The sequence below is a fragment of the Streptomyces sp. NPDC002467 genome (assembly GCF_042889825.1).
Taxonomy (GTDB): domain Bacteria; phylum Actinomycetota; class Actinomycetes; order Streptomycetales; family Streptomycetaceae; genus Streptomyces.
Genome location: NZ_JBIARJ010000024.1, coordinates 67636 through 83307, shown reverse-complemented (window position 1 = coordinate 83307; position 15672 = coordinate 67636). Strand labels below are relative to the sequence as shown.

Genomic DNA, 15672 nt, shown 5'->3' with positions numbered 1-15672 from the left:
CGCGTGTCCTATGTCTTTTACCCCCCCCACCAACACCACCGCGGGCGTGGGGGTGGGGGTGGGGCCGTAAGCATTCACCACCGGGCACCCCACGGCGGTGGCGGGGGCCCACGTGGGGGGGCCCCCCGACGCCTGGACCGGCTTCGTGCGGCACGCCGCGGGCTGACGTCAGTCGACGGTTCAGTGCGGCCCGCCAGGGCGCGGGGCGGGGCCGCTCACATGCCGTTGCCACAGTAGGCGGTGCCGCAGCTGCTCTCCGTGCCGCAGGTGTTGGGGCCGCCGCAGCTGCTGTCGGGGACGTCGCCCCAGCCGAGGGGGTCCCCAAGGGCGGCTCGGTCCCTGCCCGACGCGGCGACGAAGGCCGCGACGCCCGCGGCCACGCCGACGACCGTCAACGCGACTGTGCTCTTCTGTAGGGCCATGCCGACCTCCAGGGCGGGTTCGGGGTAACCAGCACCCTGCCCCGCCCCGGAGATCGCGACACGTCTATTCCGCTTCCGCCCGCAGGGCCGCGAAGACGCCCCGGACCGGCTTGCCGTCCGGGTCCGTCCACGTGGCCGAGACATGGGTGCCCGGCTCCGCCGCCCCGGCGTCCGCGCGCAGGACTCGGGTCACGGCGAGGTCCGGGGCGTCCTCGCCCGGGACCACCAGGACCGTCGGGTCCGGGGCATCGCTCGCGTTCTGGTCCTGGGCGACCGCCTCGCCCCGCAGCAGCGCGCGGAGTTGGGCCGACAGGACCGGGTCCCGGGGGCCGTCGTAGATCCAGCGGGTGCCCAGCACGCCGTGCTCCGAGGTGCCGACGAGGGCGGCCTCGCCGCCGGGCAGCGGGGCGCCGCGGTAGGTCAACGGCACGTGGTACGTCACACCGTCCGCCGTGTCCGTGAGGACCATGAACTCGATCCCCACCTCGCCCTCCGGGTCGTCCAGCCGGAAGCCGCCCGCCTTCGCCAACTCCGGTACGCGGCCCGGCTCCCCCTCGTACCAAGGTTGCGACGGGAGCCAGGACGCCACGAGTTCCAGCTTGCCGGGGGTCATGGTGGTGCGGTGGACGACAGCCATGTGGACGGGCCTCCAGGGGGAACCGGAAAGATCGTTTTCCGCAGCCTACGACTCCGGGCCCCCGCCCCGCAGGGTCCGCGCGTACGCGAGGAACCCCGCCAGGCCGAGCTCGAACGCCGCGTCCGCCCGCCGCCCCGGACCCACCGCCGCCAGGGCCCCGGCCAGCAGCGGGGTCTGCGGTGTCGGCTCCCACATGGCCTCCGGGGCCGCGAGGTCCAGGGCCGAGCCCAGGACCAGGTTCTCGAGGGCGGTCAGCAGCGGCATCACCTCCGGCTCCGCGAAGCCGGCCTCCCGCAGCAGGGCCACCGCCCGCTCGTACTGGGCGAGGACCTTGGGGGCCCGCACCGGATTGGTCATCAGCAGCGGGATGGCCCGGGGGTAGGCGGCGAAGGCGGCCCGGTAGGAGCGGGCCCACTCCTCCAGGGCCCGGTCCCAGGGGGTCAGGGTGAGGGCCTCGTCGGTGATCCGGTCGCACACCAGCTCCCGTATCAGCTCGATCACCCCTGCCCGGCCGTCCACGTGGTGGTACACCGACCCCGTCTGTACGCCGAGCGCCCGGGCGATCTGCGGAACGCTGAACTCGCCCTGTTCCGCGACCAGTTGCAGGGCCGTCGAGGCGATCCGCCGCCGGTCGAGCAGGGGGGTGCGCGGCCGTGCCATCGGTTTTTCTCCCGCCATGAGGTCGTCCGGTCTTCCCGTACTCCGGAAGTGGAGGCTACATTGCCGAAAACCGAAAGCCTTTAGGTTTCTGCCTCCCCCGCAGAAGGGCCCCGCCTTGCCCGAAAGCACCTCCCCACCAGAGCTCCGCCGCGCGGCGCTCGGCACCGCCGACATCTCCTTCTTCGTCGTCTCCGCGGCCGCCCCCCTCACCGTCATGGCGGGCGTCGCCCCCGTCGCGATCCTCCTCGGCGGCATCGGCGCCCCCGCCGGATACCTCCTCGCCGGGATCACCCTGGCCGTCTTCGCCGTCGGCTTCACCACCATGAGCCGCCACGTCCGCAGCGGCGGCGCCTTCTACGCGTACATCACCCGCGGGCTCGGCAAGCGCGTCGGCATCGGCGCCGCCCTGCTCGCGCTCATCGGCTACAACGGCATGGAGATCGGCGTCTACGGCCTCCTCGGCACGACCACCGCCGACACCGGCCGCGCCCTGTTCGGCCTCGACGTCCCCTGGCTCCCCGTGTCCCTCGCCGGGCTCGTGGTCATCTGGTACGGCGGCTTCCGCTCCATCGACTTCGGCGCGAAGCTGCTCGGGATCCTGCTCGTCGCCGAGACCGGGATACTCGTCCTGCTGGCGGGCGGCGTACTGCTCAAGGGCGGGGCCCACGGCCTGTCCCCGGCCGGTTTCGCCCCCGGCGCCGTCCTCGTGCCCGGCACCGCCGCCGTGCTGGCCTTCGCCTTCGCAGCCTTCACCGGCTTCGAGTCCACCGTCATCTACCGCCGCGAGGCCCGCGACCCCGACCGGACCATTCCGCGCGCCACCTACATCGCCGTCGCCTTCCTCGGCCTCTTCTACGCCTTCGTCGTCTGGACCGTCATCCAGGCCTTCGGCGACACGGAAGTCATCGCCGCCGCCACAGCCGACCCCGGCGGGCTGTTCTTCACCGCGATCACCACCTACGTCGGCCCCTGGGCGGCCGACCTGATGCACGTCTTCATCGTCACCAGCGTCATCGCCTCCCTCCTCGCCTTCCACAACGCCATCAACCGCTACGCCCTCGCCCTCGCCGAGGAGGGCGTCCTGCCCGCCTCCCTCGGCCGTGTCCACCCCCGCCACCGCTCCCCGTACCGGGCGGGCCTCGCGCAGACCGCCCTCGGCGCCGTGGTCGTCCTCGGGTTCGCGCTCGCCGGCGCCGACCCGTACCAGCAGCTCCTGCTCTGGGTGAACACCCCCGGCATGATCGCCCTCATGGCGCTGATGCTGCTCGCGGCCATCGCCGTACCCGTCTACTTCCGCCGCACCGCGCACACCGAAGGGCCCTGGCGCACGGCGATCGCGCCCGTCGCCGCCGCGGTGCTCCTCGCCGTGGCGATCTTCCTCGTCGTCTCCAAGGTGGACCTCTTCACCGCGGCCTCCGCCACCGTCAACACCGTCCTCGTCGCCCTCGTCCCCGCCGTCTTCCTCCTCGGCCTGACCCTCGCCCAGCGGCTGAAGACCCGCCGCCCCGACGTCTACGCCCGTTTCGCCGAAGAACCCGCCACCAGCCAAGGAGCAGAGCAGTGCCCGCTGCCGACACCGTCCTCACCGGAGCCCGCGTCCGCACCCTCGACCCCGCCCGCCCCGAAGCCGGTGCGGTAGCCGTCCTCGACGGCGAGGTCGTCGCCGTCGGCGAGGACTCCGACGTACGCGACTGGCGCGGCCCTGGCACCGAGGTGATCGACCTCGCCGGAGCCACCCTCACCCCCGGCCTGACCGACGCCCACAGCCACCCCGTGTGGGGCATCGAGATGGTCAACGGCACCGACCTGTCCGCCGTACGGGACCTCGGCCAGCTCCGTGCCGTCCTGCGCGGCGCCCAGCGGAACAAGGGCTGGGTCGTCGGCCACGGCCTCGACCACAACGCCTTCGGCGGCCGCCCCATCGACCGCACCCTGATCGAGGAGGCACTGGACGGCGCCCCCGCCTTCCTGCGCCTGTACGACGGCCACTCCGCCCTCGTCTCCGGCGCGGCCCTCGCCGCCGCCGGCATCACCGGGCCCCGCGCCTTCGCCCAGCGTTCCGAGATCGTCTGCGACGGCGAGGGACGACCCACCGGCCACCTCGTCGAGCACGCCGCGATGGACCTGGTCGGCCCCCTCGTACCCAAGCCGTCGGCCGCCCAGCGCCGCGCGAGCCTGGTCGGCCTGCTGAACGACATGGCCGCCACCGGCCTCACCGGCGCCCACGTCATGGACCTCGGCGACGGGGACGTCCCCGCCCTCCTGTCGACCGTCGAGTACGAGGGCCACCTGCCGCTGCGCCTGAAACTGGCCCCCTGGTGCATGCCGGGCGCCGACGACGGCGAATTCGACGCGCTCGTCGAACTCCAGCGCCTCCGGGGCCGCCACTGGCAGGTCGACGGCGTGAAGTTCTTCATGGACGGCACCGTCGAGGGGGGCACCGCCTGGCTGGAGCACGCCGACTGCCACGGCCAGGGCACCGATGCCTTCTGGCCCGACCCCGAGGCCTACGCCCGCGCCGTACGGGTCCTGGACGCGGCCGGAGTGCGCACGGCCACGCACGCCATCGGCGACGCGGCGGTCCGCCACGTCCTGGACACCGTGGCGGGCATCGGCGCCCGGGCCCGGATGCGGCACCGGATCGAGCACATCGAGACCGTCCCCGACGACCAGCTGAAGCGGTTCGCCGAGCTCGGGGTGATCGCCTCGATGCAGCCGCCGCACGCCGGGGCCACCCGCGCCGACCACACCGACGAGTGGTCGAAGCGGCTGGGGGAGGAGCGGGCCGCACGGGCCTGGCGCTGCCGCGACCTGCGCGACGCGGGAGCCGTCCTGGCGCTGGGCTCCGACTGGCCGATCGCCGACCACGACGCCCGCCAGGTGCTGGTCGCCGCCCGCAGCCCGCTCGGGGCGGCCTCGGCCGGCCGGGGCCTGACCGGGCTGATGGCCCTGGAGGGCATGACCTCGCACGCGGCGCTCGCGGCGGGAGAGGAGGCGGTGGCGGGCCGGATCGCTCCCGGCTTCCGGGCGGACCTGACGGCCTTCTGGCTCGACCCGGTCACCGCGACCCCGGAGGAACTGGCGGAGACGCCGATCCGGCTCACGATGTCCGGCGGGCGCGTCACCCACCGCTGAGCGTCGCCGGGCGTCAGCGGGCCGTACCGAAGTCCTGGGTCCAGTAGGAGTTCGGCTGCGCCAGGCCGATGCCGATCTCCTTGAAGGAGCAGTTCAGGATGTTCGCCCGGTGGCCGGGGCTGTTCATCCAGCCCTCCATGACCTTCTCGGGCGTGCTGTAGCCGTAGGCGACGTTCTCGCCGTACGAGCTCCACGCGTATCCGGCGCGGGTGATGCGCGTGCCCGGGTCGGATCCGTCGGAGCCGGTGTGGGACATGTTGGCGTGGGCCGCCATGTCCGCGCTGTGGTCCTGTGCGGCCTTGGTGAGCTTCGCGTTGAGGGTCAGGGCCGGGCAGCCGGCGGCGGCGCGCTCCTGGTTGACGAGCGAGAGCACGGCGGCGGCGGAGCCGGAAGGCGCCGGGACGGAGGTCTTCGGCGGCGCGGGCGCGGGCGCCGGCTTCCGCGTGGCGGCCGGCGCCTTCGTCGGCTCAGGCTGAGGCTTCGCCGGGGGCGTCGTCCGCACGACCGGCTGCGCGGAGGCCGCGGGGCTGCTGGGCGAGGCGGTCGGCGTGCTGCTCGGGGTCGGGAGGACCACAGGTGCGAGGGAGCTCGGGGAGGCCGAGGGGGTCGCGTACTGCCAGGGGCGCTCCTCCTGGCCGCTCGCGCTCTGCGTCCGGTCGGTGTCCTGCGTGTTCCAGCAGGCCACGGCGACCGTGGGAACAGCGACGACGCCCAGGACGCCGACGGCTATGACCAATTTCCTGTAGGGCTTCTTCTTCCGATGCTTCTGCATGCGTGACCTCACTCGGTGATCGCGAAGCTCCCGGAGCCCGAACCGCGGGGCCACCGGAGTGGCCGCCATTCTTAAAAGCCCTCCAACGGCCTGGCAAGTTTCCGTTTCGGAGGTGCCCGGGGCCTTCGAATCCCGGCTTGAAACGGGCCGGAGATCGTGCATGGTCACGATCTGATCACTGCCGCAACCGCCTGAGGGGTTCTCAGAACCGGCCGTGACCAGGCGGGTCGACGACGGAGTGGCCGGTATCGCACATTCCGTTCCCACGGTTGAGGGGAATGTCGAGTCCAAAACGGACAAATATCGAAATGTCGATGGCGTGAAGTCTCTCGTGGACACCCCGCATTGGCGGGCGAGCCGTGATGCATGTCACGCCATGGCGGCCGTCGGCCCGGACTCTCGTGGACCACCTCCCGATCGCGGAGACCCGGCCGGGCCCACCCTCCGACCGCACCCGCCGGTTGCGATTTCCGGACCGGTCGGGCCGGCCGGACCGGTTGTTCCGTCCGATATTCGTCCCGGCAATTCCCCTGAAGGCGTCGGACGAATCGATGGTGACGCCCCCTCAGGTGTGGACGTAACGTCCAGTGCCCCGGGGCTCCGCCGAAGGTTATGATCACGGCCGCATGACGAATGAGCGCCGGGGGGTGCTGTGGGCTTTGGTGTCGACGGCGACGGGTCGGGGGAAATTCAACCCCGCTGTCCGTACTGCGAAAGCGATGACCGGGAGGAATGGGGGAGAGGGGCTGAGTGGATCCGTCGGGGATTCCTTCGGATACCCGATCTCACGGATCGGGAACTCCAGGTCTTCCACGCCATGGCGTGTGGACCTTCGAACGGCGAGCTGGCGAAAGCCCTCGGAATGACCGTTCGGACCGTGAAGTTCCACCTGGAGAACATGCGCGGGAAGCTGGGCGGCATATCCCGCGTCCAGGTGTGCCTGCTCGCCGTGCACCACCGCATTCCGCTCTGTCCCGCCGGACGCGTCGCCGGAGCCGTGCGCTGACGGTGCGGGCGGCCCCGTGGCCACTGCGTGCGCCATCCCGGCGCCCTGCCCGTCCCGCTCTGCCGATCAGGAGCCGGCGATCACCGAGCCGGCCAGCTTCATCCGCTCGTCGAGCTGCTTCTTCGCCCGGTCCAGGGTCTCGGCGTTCTGCTCGATGACGCGCTTCTGGTAGGCGAGTTCGACCGTGTACCAGATGCCCACGAGGTTGGTCTCCCTCTTGCAGTCGACGTCCTGCTTGGCCATGGCGATGGCCTGCGGGCTCCTGATGTTGGAGTTGTCGATGCCGGGCGGCTGGTCCATCGGGTTGTCGACGGTGTACCCGTACCTGCCCATGCAGGCGCTCCAGGACTTGAAGGCCCCGACGACCCTGCTGTCCTTGCGGGAGCGGGAGTAGGCGTCCAGGCCGAAGCCCTGCGCGTCCATGGACCGCACCGTGTCCTTGGTGGGCGAGTGCAGCTTGAGCGCGCTCTCGCGCTTGCAGCCGCCCGCCGGTACCTTTCGGCCGCCGACGACCGTGGTCGCCACGTCGGACTTCTCCGCCTCCTCCTGGCTCGTCGGGAACTGCGTGGACGGATCCACCTGGAGTCCGTCCAGCACCAGTTCCTCGTTGGGTCCGTATGTCGGCCGGGGAGGCTTCTGGGAGCGGGCGACCCGAGGATTGTCGTAGCCGAGCCCGGCCGCCTCGGTCGGGTCGGAGATCCCGTAACGCCGGCTGTTGTCGTTCTGGCCCGCGTCCGGTCCGGGCTTGCGCATCTCCTGGTAGCGGAAGCCGTAGCGCTGCATGCACTGGTCGATGAGGAGGTCCTGCGCCTGCGCGAGGGTGCCCTGCTGCCTGTCGTCCGGGAGGTACGCGGAGATCGGGAAGGCCAGGCTCCGGCTTTCCAGGATCGTCGGCACGGAGCCGATCGCGGGCTCCTCGCCGGAGTCCCCGTCGCCGGACCGCGAGCACCCGGTCAGGAGGAGCGCCAGCGCGGCTGCGGAGGCCGTCAGGGCGGGGAGAGCGGATCGCGTCGAGGGCATGGTGGCTCCGATGGGGATGACTGGGATGCGAGAACGGCAGCTCCGCCCGGCGCTGCCGTTCCTCACGTGCCGGCCGGGCGGTCGCTCCTAGACGACGCGGGGGAAGGCCGAGGAGGACTTGTTGCGGTGGGTGGCGTCGAAGTTCCCGAATTCGGCGACGTCGATCCAGCGCTTGTAGCCGTAGCCCCGCCAGTCGGTGTAGACGTCCCAGGAGTAGCTGTCGTTGTTGGAGAAGGACTCCGTCCAGTCGTTCGTGCTGTGCCCGGCGCAGCTCTGCGAACCCTTGAAGTAGTCGTTCGAGAAGTCCTCGTCGTAGTCGTAGAGGTCGAGGACGGAGTTCACCCGGTCCTCGTAGCAGAACAGGCCGAGCTCGCCCTTGTTCAGCCAGCCGTCCTTCGCGGCGGCCGAGGCGGAGCCGGCGCCGGCCGCGATGGCGCCGAGGGTCAGGCCGACCGCGGCGAAGGCGCGCAGGGATTCTCGGAGCTTCATCGTCCGTCTCTTTCGGTTGAATCGGTGTGGCTTCGAGCAGCCGAGATCTCAACCGTTGGGGTGGTCCTCGACGTCGAGGAGTGGATCATGGTCGGCCGGAATCCCGCTACTGTTCCCGAGTACAGGTGCGCCGCTCTCGATTTCAACCTGTGGTCGCGTTGATCCCGCATGCCCCAGGGGGGCATGCCGTGCCATTTCGGCGGCTCGATCCCCGGCTGCCCGGCCCTGATGTCGAGGGCCTTTCTGTCGGCCGATTTTTTCCGGTGCCTCAAGGAAAAGGGGTTGCCGACGAAGCGGTCGCATTCCGGAATTCCGGTTGTGGAGCCGGGCGGGGCGGATCCGGGCCGGGGTCGAGGAGGCCGAATCCGCTCGTCCGACCGAAGGGAGGGGCGCGGTGAGCCCCGGTCGACCCGGCTCGTCTGCCTCAGGCGCGGGCGCGGAAGCGGTTCAGGAGATCCGAGGCCGGGTGCGGGCCCGCGGGCTCGGGGTGGCGCGGAAGCCGGTGCGGGAGGGAGCCGTACCAGGCGCGCGAGACGAGGTAGCCGAAGGTCAGGCAGAGCATGCCGCCCACCGCGTCGAGCCAGAAGTGGTTGGCGGTGGCCACGATGACGACGAGCGTCGCCGTCGGGTAGAGCAGGCCCAGGATCCGGGCCCACGGGGCCGAGGCGACCGCGAAGATCGTCAGCCCGCACCAGAGCGACCACCCTATGTGCATCGAGGGCATGGCGGCGTACTGGTTCGACATCTGCTTGAGGTTGCCGGAGGCCATGGAACCCCAGGTGTGGTGCACCACCACGGTGTCCACGAAGTCCTGCCCGCTCATCAGCCGGGGCGGCGCGAGCGGGAAGAAGTAGTAGCCGAGCAGGGCCACGCCCGTGGTGGCGAAGAGGATCAGGCGCGTGGCCGCGTAACGCCCCGGATGGAAGCGGTAGATCCACACCAGTACGCCGATGGTCACGATGAAGTGGAGCGTGGCGTAGTAGTAGTTCATGCCCACGATCAACCACGTCACCGAATCGACGGCGTGGTTGACGGACTTCTCCACGGCGATGCCGAGATCGTGCTCGACGCGCCAGATCCAGTCGGCGTTCGCGAGGGCGGCCGCCTTCTGCTCGGGCACCGCGTTGCGGATCAACGAGTACGTCCAGTAGCTGACCGCGATGAGCAGGACCTCGAACCAGATCCGCGGCCGGCGCGGCGAACGCAGCCGGGCGAGCAGGGCGCGGTCCGACCCCGGGCGGTTCTCGCTCTCGGTCACGGTGGGTGACGAGACATCCGTCCGGGTTTCCAGTGTCTTCACGCTCGCTTCACCCATGGGAAAAGAGTCTGCCAGATCCGTTCTCGCCTCCGATCATCCCTCGGGACGGTCTTGGCCGCAGCCTCTCCGCCCTGGGGACGACACCGGCGGTCCCGGAGCCCTAGGGGCGACTCCGCCCCCGTGTCTGCCCGGGGCCGGAGGCCGTGGAGCCGCGCACCACCAGCTCCGGCAGGAAGACGAATTCGCTGTGCGGAGCCGGCGTCCCGCCGATCTCCTCCAGTAGCGTCCGGACCGCGGCCTGCCCCATGGCCTGCACGGGCTGCCGGATGGTGGTCAGCGGCGGGTCCGTGAACGCTATGAGCGGGGAGTCGTCGAAGCCGACCACCGACACGTCCTGCGGGACCCCGAGGCCCTGCTGCCGGGCGGCCCGGATAGCGCCGAGCGCCATCATGTCGCTCGCGCACACCACCGCAGTGCAGCCCCGCGAGATCAGCGCGGAGGCGGCGGCCTGGCCGCCCTCCAGGGTGTAGAGGGAGTGCTGGATCAGCTCCTCCACCTCGGCCTCGTCGAGCCCGAGCCGCTCCTTCATCCCGAGTCGGAAGCCCTCGATCTTGCGGAGCACCGGCACGAACCGCTTCGGCCCGACCGCCAGCCCGATCCGGGTGTGGCCGAGCGCGGTGAGGTGGGTGACGGCGAGCTGCATCGCGGCCCGGTCGTCGGGGGAGACGAAGGGCGCCTGCACCTTGTCGGAGAAGCCGTTGATGAGGACGTACGGGACGCCCTGCCCGCGCAGCTGGTCGTAACGACCCATGTCGGCGGTGGTGTCGGCGTGCAGACCGGAGACGAAGATGATCCCGGAGACCCCGCGGTCCACGAGCATCTCGGTCAGTTCGTCCTCGGTGGACCCGCCGGGCGTCTGCGTGGCGAGGACGGGCGTGTACCCCTGCCGCGTCAGGGCCTGGCCGATGACCTGGGCGAGCGCCGGGAAGATGGGGTTGTCCAGTTCGGGCGTTATCAGACCGACGAGCCCCGCGCTGCGCTGGCGCAGCTTCACGGGGCGCTCGTAGCCGAGCACGTCGAGCGCGGCCAGCACGGACTCGCGGGTGCCCGCGGCCACACCGGGCTTGCCGTTGAGCACGCGGCTGACTGTGGCTTCGCTGACCCCCGCCTGGGCTGCGATGTCGGCTAGCCGTGCGGTCACGGGACTGGACTGTACCGGCTCCCACCTCACAAGGCCCACCAAGTGCACGAATCCGCGGGAAGGCGGACGGTGCGGCCGTCCGTCTCCACCGGGGCGCTGGACAGTACGGGTCGACCCGGCGCCGGGAGTTCGACCGGCGTCGGGCGGGTGTTGAGGGTGCACGCGAAACCGGGCCGGGTGAAGAGGAGCACCCCCTCCGGTGCGGAGTGCCAGGTCAGCGGCCCGGCCTCCGGTGAGCCCAGGCCCGGCATGGCCCGGCGCAGTTCCAGGGCGGCGCGGTAGAGCTCCAGGGTGGAGTGCGGGTCGCCGGTCTGGGCGGCGACGCCGAGTTCGCCCCAGCCGTCGGGCTGCGGCAGCCAGGTGCCGCCGGGCCCGAAGTCGTACGGGGGCTCCGAGCCGGCCCACGGCAGCGGCACCCGGCAGCCGTCGCGCAGCCCGTCCTGGCCGGCGGTGCGCAGGAAGGCGGGGTCCCGGCGGGCCTCGTCGGGGAGGTCCGTGACCTCCGGGAGGCCGAGTTCCTCGCCCTGGTAGACGTACGCGGATCCCGGCAGGGCCAGCATCAGCAGGGCGGCGGCGCGGGCCCGGTCCAGGCTGCCGTAACGGGTGCGGTGGCGTACGACGTCGTGGTTGGACAGCACCCAGGTGGTCGGGGCGCCGACCGAGGCGGTGGCGGCCAGGGACTCGTCGATGACGGTGCGCAGCCGGTCCGGGTCCCACGGGCAGTTCAGGAAGCGGAAGTTGAAGGCCTGGTGCAGCTCGTCGGGACGGACGTAGAGGGCGAGCCGCTCGGACGTGGGGGCCCAGGCCTCGGCGACCCCGATGCGCCCGCCCTCGTAGGAGTCGAGGAGGCGGCGCCAGGAGCGGTGGATCTCGTGGACGCCGTCCTGGTCGAAGAAGGGGAGCGGCTCGGTGCCGATGAGGGTGGCCTGGGCGCCGCGGCCGATGTCGGGCATGCCCGGGGCCTTGACCATGCCGTGGGCGACGTCGACGCGGAAGCCGTCGATGCCGAGGTCGAGCCAGAAGCGCAGCACGGAGTCGAGCTCCTCGGCGACCTCGGGGTGCTCCCAGTTCAGGTCGGGCTGCTCGGGGGCGAAGAGGTGCAGGTACCAGTCGCCGTCCGGCAGTCGCGTCCAGGCGGGGCCGCCGAAGACGGACTCCCAGTCGTTGGGCGGGAGCTCGCCGTCGGCCCCCCGCCCCGGGCGGAAGTGGTAGCGGGCGCGGGCGCCGTCCCCCGGCCCGGAGCGCAGGGCCTCCCGGAACCAGGGGTGCTCGGCGGAGGTGTGGTTCGGGACCACGTCGACGATCACCCGCAGCCCGAGCGCGTGCGCGGCCGCGATGAGCTCGTCGGCGTCGGCGAGGTCCCCGAAGAGCGGGTCGACGGCCCGGTAGTCGGCGACGTCGTAGCCGCCGTCCGCCTGCGGGGAGACGTAGAAGGGGGTCAGCCACACCGCGTCGACCCCGAGGCGGGCCAGGTGCGGGAGGCGCTCGCGCACCCCGCGCAGGTCCCCTACGCCGTCCCCGTCGCTGTCCGCGAAGGAGCGTACGTAGACCTGGTAGATGACGGCATCGCGCCACCAGCCGCCGCTCGCGGCCGTACTCGCGGTCGCGTTGCTGGAAGCGCTTGCAAGCCGGGAGGCGGTCAGCTCATGGGTCATATCGGGGTCAACGCGAGTACACGCCCCGTGGTTGCGGGCCCGGACGCTCGAAGGTGACTCGAACTAACAGCAAGCTGCGGCAACCGTACGGACACACGGATGTAACGATCGGCTCGTCTTGCAGAAAATTGCCGCAAGCTCTTTCGGACGGCTTGCAGGCTTGTTACGTTCCCTGCAACTCGGGACCGCACGGGCGCGGCCGGGATCCATCGAAGGAGTTCATATGCGGCGTGGCATAGCGGCCACCGCGCTGGTCGCGACCCTGGCGCTCGCGGCGACGGCTTGCGGCGGTGACACCAAGGGCGACGGTGGCGAGACCAAGTCCGGCGGCGAGCTGTCCGGCACGGTCACCTGGTGGGACACGTCGAACGACGCCGAGAAGGCCAGCTTCCAGAAGATCGCCGAGGCGTTCACCGCGAAGCACCCGAAGGTCACCGTCAAGTACGTGAACGTCCCCTACGGCGACGCGCAGAACAAGGTCAAGAACGCCTTCAGCAGCGGTTCCGACGCCCCCGACGTGATCCGCGCCGACGTCGGCTGGGTCGCCGACTTCGCCTCCCTCGGCTACCTCGACGAGGTCCCGGCCGACACCGCGAAGAAGGTCGACGCCGAATTCCTGAAGCAGGCCGCGGCCAGCGGCAAGTTCGAGGGCAAGACCTACGCCGTCCCGCAGGTCATCGACACCCTCGGCCTCTTCTACAACAAGAAGATGCTCGCCGACGCCGGCGTCCAGCCCCCCACCACCCTGGAGGAGCTGAAGACCGCCGCCGCCGCGATCAAGGGCAAGACCGGCAAGGCCGGCCTCTACCTGCGCGGCGACGACTCCTACTGGTTCCTCCCGCTGATCTACGGCGAGGGCGGCGACCTCGTCGACGCCAAGAACAAGACCGTCACGGTCGACAACGCGGCGGGCGTCAAGGCCTTCAAGACCGCCCGCGACCTGGTCACCTCCGGCGCCGCGATCACCAACGCCACCGACGGCTGGACCAACATGCAGACCGCCTTCAAGACCGGCGAGGCGGCCATGATGATCAACGGTCCGTGGGCCGTCGCCGACACCTACGCGGGCGATCAGTTCAAGGACAAGGCCAACCTGGGCATCGCCGCCGTCCCGGCCGGCTCCGCCAAGGCCGGCGCCCCGCAGGGCGGCCACGACCTCGCCGTCTACGCCGGTTCCAAGAACCGCGAGGCCGCGCACGCCTTCGTCGAGTACATGACCTCGCAGGAGGTGCAGGTGCAGTCCGCCAAGGAGCTCAGCCTGCTCCCCACCCGCACCGCCGCCTACGACCAGCCGGACGTGAAGAACAGCGAGATGGTCGCCTTCTTCAAGCCGGCCGTCGACAAGGCCGTCGAGCGCGCCTGGATCCCGGAGAACGGCTCCCTCTTCGAGCCGCTGAAGGTCGAATACACCAAGGCGATCACCGGGGTCTCCAGCCCGGAGGACGCGGCCAAGGCGGCCGGCGTCGAGTTCCGCAAGATCCTCAAGGGTTGGAAGTAGTAGACACAGATGGCTGCTCACACCAGCCAGTCGGTGGCGAAGGCCGCGGGCGACGACACCGGGAACACCGGCGTCGCCCGCGGCCGGAGCCGCAGGACTGGGCGAAGGACCGACGGCAGGAACACAGGTGGTCTGAGGCGCGCCCTCGCCACCCACTGGTACGCCTGGGCCATGGTCGCCCCGGTGGTGCTCGTCCTCGGCGTGATCATCGGCTGGCCGCTGGTCAAGGGCGTCTACCTGTCGCTGACCAACGCCAACGAACGCAACGTCTCCCGCACCATCGGCGTCCGCCACATCGAGGCCACGTACGAGTTCGTCGGGCTCGACAACTACACGGCCGTCCTCGGCGACCCGGTGTTCCTGCAGCGGCTGGTGTGGACGGTGCTGTGGACCGTCGGCTGCGTGTCGGTCACCTTCACGCTCGGCCTGGTCCTGGCCAACATGCTCAACCGGGAGTTCCGCGGGCGCGCCGCCTACCGGATGGCGCTGATCCTGCCCTGGGCCGTCCCCGGCTTCGTCTCCGTCTTCGCCTGGCGGTTCCTCTTCAACCGCGACAACGGCATCCTCAACAAGGTGCTCGACGGCGGCGGCATCGCCGCGATCCCGTGGCTCGACGACCCGACCTGGGCCAAGTTCTCCGTCATCGCCGTCAACGTCTGGCTCGGCGTCCCCTTCATGATGGTCGCCCTGCTCGGCGGAATGCAGTCCATCCCCGGCGAGCTGTACGAGGCCGCCGAGATGGACGGGGCCTCCGCGTGGCAGCGGTTCCGCCACATCACCCTGCCCGGGCTGCGCGCCGTGAGCATGACGGTGATCCTGCTCTCGACCATCTGGACCTTCAACATGTTCCCGGTGATCTTCCTGCTCACGCGGGGCGGACCGGGCGACTCCACCGAGATCCTGGTGACCCAGGCCTTCCGCGAGGCCTTCATCACCAGCCCGCGCGACTTCGCCGTCTCCGCGACCTGGGGCGTGCTGATCCTCCTGCTGCTCATGATCTTCGCGCTGGTCTACCGGCGCTCGCTGCGCAAGCAGGGAGAGGTGTGGTGACCATGACCACGAAGTCCGCCACCGCCCGGGGCCGGGGCCGCCGCTCCCCCCTGGCGTCCGTCGGCCTGCACGCGACCCTCGTCGTCGCGTCCGTCATCGCCGTCTTCCCGGTGCTCTGGATCCTGCTGACCTCGCTCAAGCCGGCGAAGTACGCGATCACCACCGACTTCGTCAAGGAACCCACGCTCGCGAACTACCGCTACCTGTTGGAGTCGAGCCACTTCCTGAGCTGGTTCGCGAACTCCGTCCTCGTCGCCGGCGTCACCACCGTCCTCGGTGTGTTCATCGCCGCCACCACCGGATACGCGGTCAGCCGGTTCAAGTTCCCCGGCATGAAGCCCCTGATGTGGACCCTGCTCATCACGCAGATGTTCCCGATGGCGATCCTCATCGTCCCGCTCTACAACCTGATGGGCGACCTCGGGCTGCTCAACCAGCCCGTCGGGCTGATCATCACGTACCTCACCATCGCCGTGCCGTTCTGCGCCTGGATGATGAAGGGCTTCTTCGACAGCATCCCGGTCGAGATCGACGAATCCGGCCGCGTCGACGGACTCAACCCCTTCGGCACCTTCTGGCGCCTCATCCTGCCGCTCGCCAAGCCCGGCCTCGCCGTCACCGGCTTCTACGCCTTCATCACCGCCTGGGGCGAAGTCGCGTACGCCTCCGCCTTCATGGTCGGCGACGAGAACCTCACCCTGGCCGGCGGACTGCAGACCTTCGTCACGCAGTACACCTCCAACTGGGGCGCCATGAGCGCGGCTTCCGTCCTCATCGCCATCCCCGCAGCGATCTTCTTCGTCTTCGCCCAGCGTCACCTCGTCGCCGGGATGACGGCGGGCGCCACCAAGGGCTGACCACCCTGCCCG

Annotated in this window: 15 protein-coding genes; 6 read left to right on the top strand and 9 right to left on the bottom strand. The window is 70.8% G+C overall.

Annotated elements, in window-relative coordinates:
• Positions 1-215 precede the first annotated feature (215 nt).
• The 3 genes from ACFYYJ_RS35765 to ACFYYJ_RS35755 form a co-directional block, all read right to left on the bottom strand.
• A complete protein-coding gene (locus tag ACFYYJ_RS35765; RefSeq protein ID WP_389138392.1) occupies positions 216-422 on the bottom strand; it encodes a hypothetical protein in 207 nt (68 codons plus the stop codon).
• A gap of 64 nt (positions 423-486) precedes the next feature.
• On the bottom strand, positions 487-1059 hold the full coding sequence (locus ACFYYJ_RS35760; protein WP_389138389.1) for a 1,4-alpha-glucan branching protein: 573 nt from the start codon (positions 1057-1059) through the stop codon (positions 487-489).
• Between the two features lie 45 nt (positions 1060-1104).
• Positions 1105-1719 carry a TetR/AcrR family transcriptional regulator gene (locus ACFYYJ_RS35755; RefSeq protein WP_389138386.1) on the bottom strand — a complete coding sequence of 205 codons (615 nt, stop codon included), beginning with the start codon at positions 1717-1719 and terminating at the stop codon, positions 1105-1107.
• Positions 1720-1834: 115 nt separating this feature from the next.
• Between ACFYYJ_RS35755 and ACFYYJ_RS35750 the strand changes: the two genes are divergently transcribed.
• Positions 1835-3358 (top strand): APC family permease, encoded by a 1524-nt coding sequence (locus ACFYYJ_RS35750; protein ID WP_389138383.1) that lies wholly within the window; start codon positions 1835-1837, stop codon positions 3356-3358.
• Positions 3280-4854 carry an amidohydrolase gene (locus tag ACFYYJ_RS35745; RefSeq protein ID WP_389138380.1) on the top strand — a complete coding sequence of 525 codons (1575 nt, stop codon included), beginning with the start codon at positions 3280-3282 and terminating at the stop codon, positions 4852-4854. Before ACFYYJ_RS35750 ends, ACFYYJ_RS35745 begins: the two co-directional genes overlap by 79 nt.
• Positions 4855-4867: 13 nt before the next feature.
• On the opposite strand, the gene ACFYYJ_RS35740 is transcribed toward ACFYYJ_RS35745, so the two are convergent.
• A complete protein-coding gene (locus ACFYYJ_RS35740; RefSeq protein WP_389138377.1) occupies positions 4868-5626 on the bottom strand; it encodes a CAP domain-containing protein in 759 nt (252 codons plus the stop codon).
• Positions 5627-6278: 652 nt separating this feature from the next.
• Here ACFYYJ_RS35740 and ACFYYJ_RS35735 point away from each other — a divergent pair.
• Positions 6279-6632, top strand: coding sequence for a response regulator transcription factor (locus ACFYYJ_RS35735; RefSeq protein ID WP_385357975.1), 354 nt, complete (start codon positions 6279-6281; stop codon positions 6630-6632).
• A 66-nt stretch (positions 6633-6698) separates the two neighbouring features.
• On the opposite strand, the gene ACFYYJ_RS35730 is transcribed toward ACFYYJ_RS35735, so the two are convergent.
• From ACFYYJ_RS35730 to ACFYYJ_RS35710, 5 genes are all read right to left on the bottom strand, one after another.
• Positions 6699-7652: a hypothetical protein gene (locus ACFYYJ_RS35730; RefSeq protein WP_389138373.1), complete on the bottom strand. Its 954-nt coding sequence runs from the start codon at positions 7650-7652 to the stop codon at positions 6699-6701.
• An 87-nt stretch (positions 7653-7739) separates the two neighbouring features.
• Positions 7740-8141 (bottom strand): hypothetical protein, encoded by a 402-nt coding sequence (locus ACFYYJ_RS35725; RefSeq protein ID WP_385129128.1) that lies wholly within the window; start codon positions 8139-8141, stop codon positions 7740-7742.
• 424 nt (positions 8142-8565) lie between these two features.
• Positions 8566-9456 carry a phosphatase PAP2 family protein gene (locus ACFYYJ_RS35720; protein ID WP_385129125.1) on the bottom strand — a complete coding sequence of 297 codons (891 nt, stop codon included), beginning with the start codon at positions 9454-9456 and terminating at the stop codon, positions 8566-8568.
• A gap of 103 nt (positions 9457-9559) precedes the next feature.
• Positions 9560-10600 (bottom strand): LacI family DNA-binding transcriptional regulator, encoded by a 1041-nt coding sequence (locus tag ACFYYJ_RS35715; RefSeq protein ID WP_385129123.1) that lies wholly within the window; start codon positions 10598-10600, stop codon positions 9560-9562.
• A gap of 26 nt (positions 10601-10626) precedes the next feature.
• On the bottom strand, positions 10627-12255 hold the full coding sequence (locus ACFYYJ_RS35710) for a glycoside hydrolase family 13 protein (RefSeq protein WP_389138368.1): 1629 nt from the start codon (positions 12253-12255) through the stop codon (positions 10627-10629).
• 223 nt (positions 12256-12478) lie between these two features.
• Here ACFYYJ_RS35710 and ACFYYJ_RS35705 point away from each other — a divergent pair, with 223 nt between their 5' ends.
• Genes ACFYYJ_RS35705 through ACFYYJ_RS35695 form a run of 3 tightly spaced genes read left to right on the top strand, consistent with a single transcriptional unit; the run spans position 12479 to position 15660 of the window.
• Entirely contained in the window at positions 12479-13753 is a 1275-nt protein-coding gene (locus ACFYYJ_RS35705; protein WP_385129118.1) for an extracellular solute-binding protein, read from the top strand.
• A gap of 9 nt (positions 13754-13762) precedes the next feature.
• Complete coding sequence (locus tag ACFYYJ_RS35700; protein WP_385129117.1) at positions 13763-14803, top strand: carbohydrate ABC transporter permease; 1041 nt, start codon at positions 13763-13765, stop codon at positions 14801-14803.
• Positions 14804-14805: 2 nt separating this feature from the next.
• Positions 14806-15660 (top strand): sugar ABC transporter permease, encoded by an 855-nt coding sequence (locus tag ACFYYJ_RS35695; RefSeq protein WP_389138363.1) that lies wholly within the window; start codon positions 14806-14808, stop codon positions 15658-15660.
• Positions 15661-15672: the final 12 nt, after the last annotated feature.

Bases quoted from the DNA above. Each gene is read 5' to 3' on its own strand.
- ACFYYJ_RS35710 (WP_389138368.1), bottom strand. From the start codon at position 12,255: ATGACCCATGAGCTGACCGCCTCCCGGCTTGCAAGCGCTTCCAGCAAC.
- ACFYYJ_RS35760 (WP_389138389.1), bottom strand. From the start codon at position 1,059: ATGGCTGTCGTCCACCGCACCACCATGACCCCCGGCAAGCTGGAACTC.
- ACFYYJ_RS35755 (WP_389138386.1), bottom strand. From the start codon at position 1,719: ATGGCACGGCCGCGCACCCCCCTGCTCGACCGGCGGCGGATCGCCTCG.
- ACFYYJ_RS35765 (WP_389138392.1), bottom strand. From the start codon at position 422: ATGGCCCTACAGAAGAGCACAGTCGCGTTGACGGTCGTCGGCGTGGCC.
- ACFYYJ_RS35730 (WP_389138373.1), bottom strand. From the start codon at position 7,652: ATGCCCTCGACGCGATCCGCTCTCCCCGCCCTGACGGCCTCCGCAGCC.
- ACFYYJ_RS35725 (WP_385129128.1), bottom strand. From the start codon at position 8,141: ATGAAGCTCCGAGAATCCCTGCGCGCCTTCGCCGCGGTCGGCCTGACC.
- ACFYYJ_RS35705 (WP_385129118.1), top strand. From the start codon at position 12,479: ATGCGGCGTGGCATAGCGGCCACCGCGCTGGTCGCGACCCTGGCGCTC.
- ACFYYJ_RS35700 (WP_385129117.1), top strand. From the start codon at position 13,763: ATGGCTGCTCACACCAGCCAGTCGGTGGCGAAGGCCGCGGGCGACGAC.
- ACFYYJ_RS35740 (WP_389138377.1), bottom strand. From the start codon at position 5,626: ATGCAGAAGCATCGGAAGAAGAAGCCCTACAGGAAATTGGTCATAGCC.
- ACFYYJ_RS35695 (WP_389138363.1), top strand. From the start codon at position 14,806: ATGACCACGAAGTCCGCCACCGCCCGGGGCCGGGGCCGCCGCTCCCCC.
- ACFYYJ_RS35720 (WP_385129125.1), bottom strand. From the start codon at position 9,456: ATGGGTGAAGCGAGCGTGAAGACACTGGAAACCCGGACGGATGTCTCG.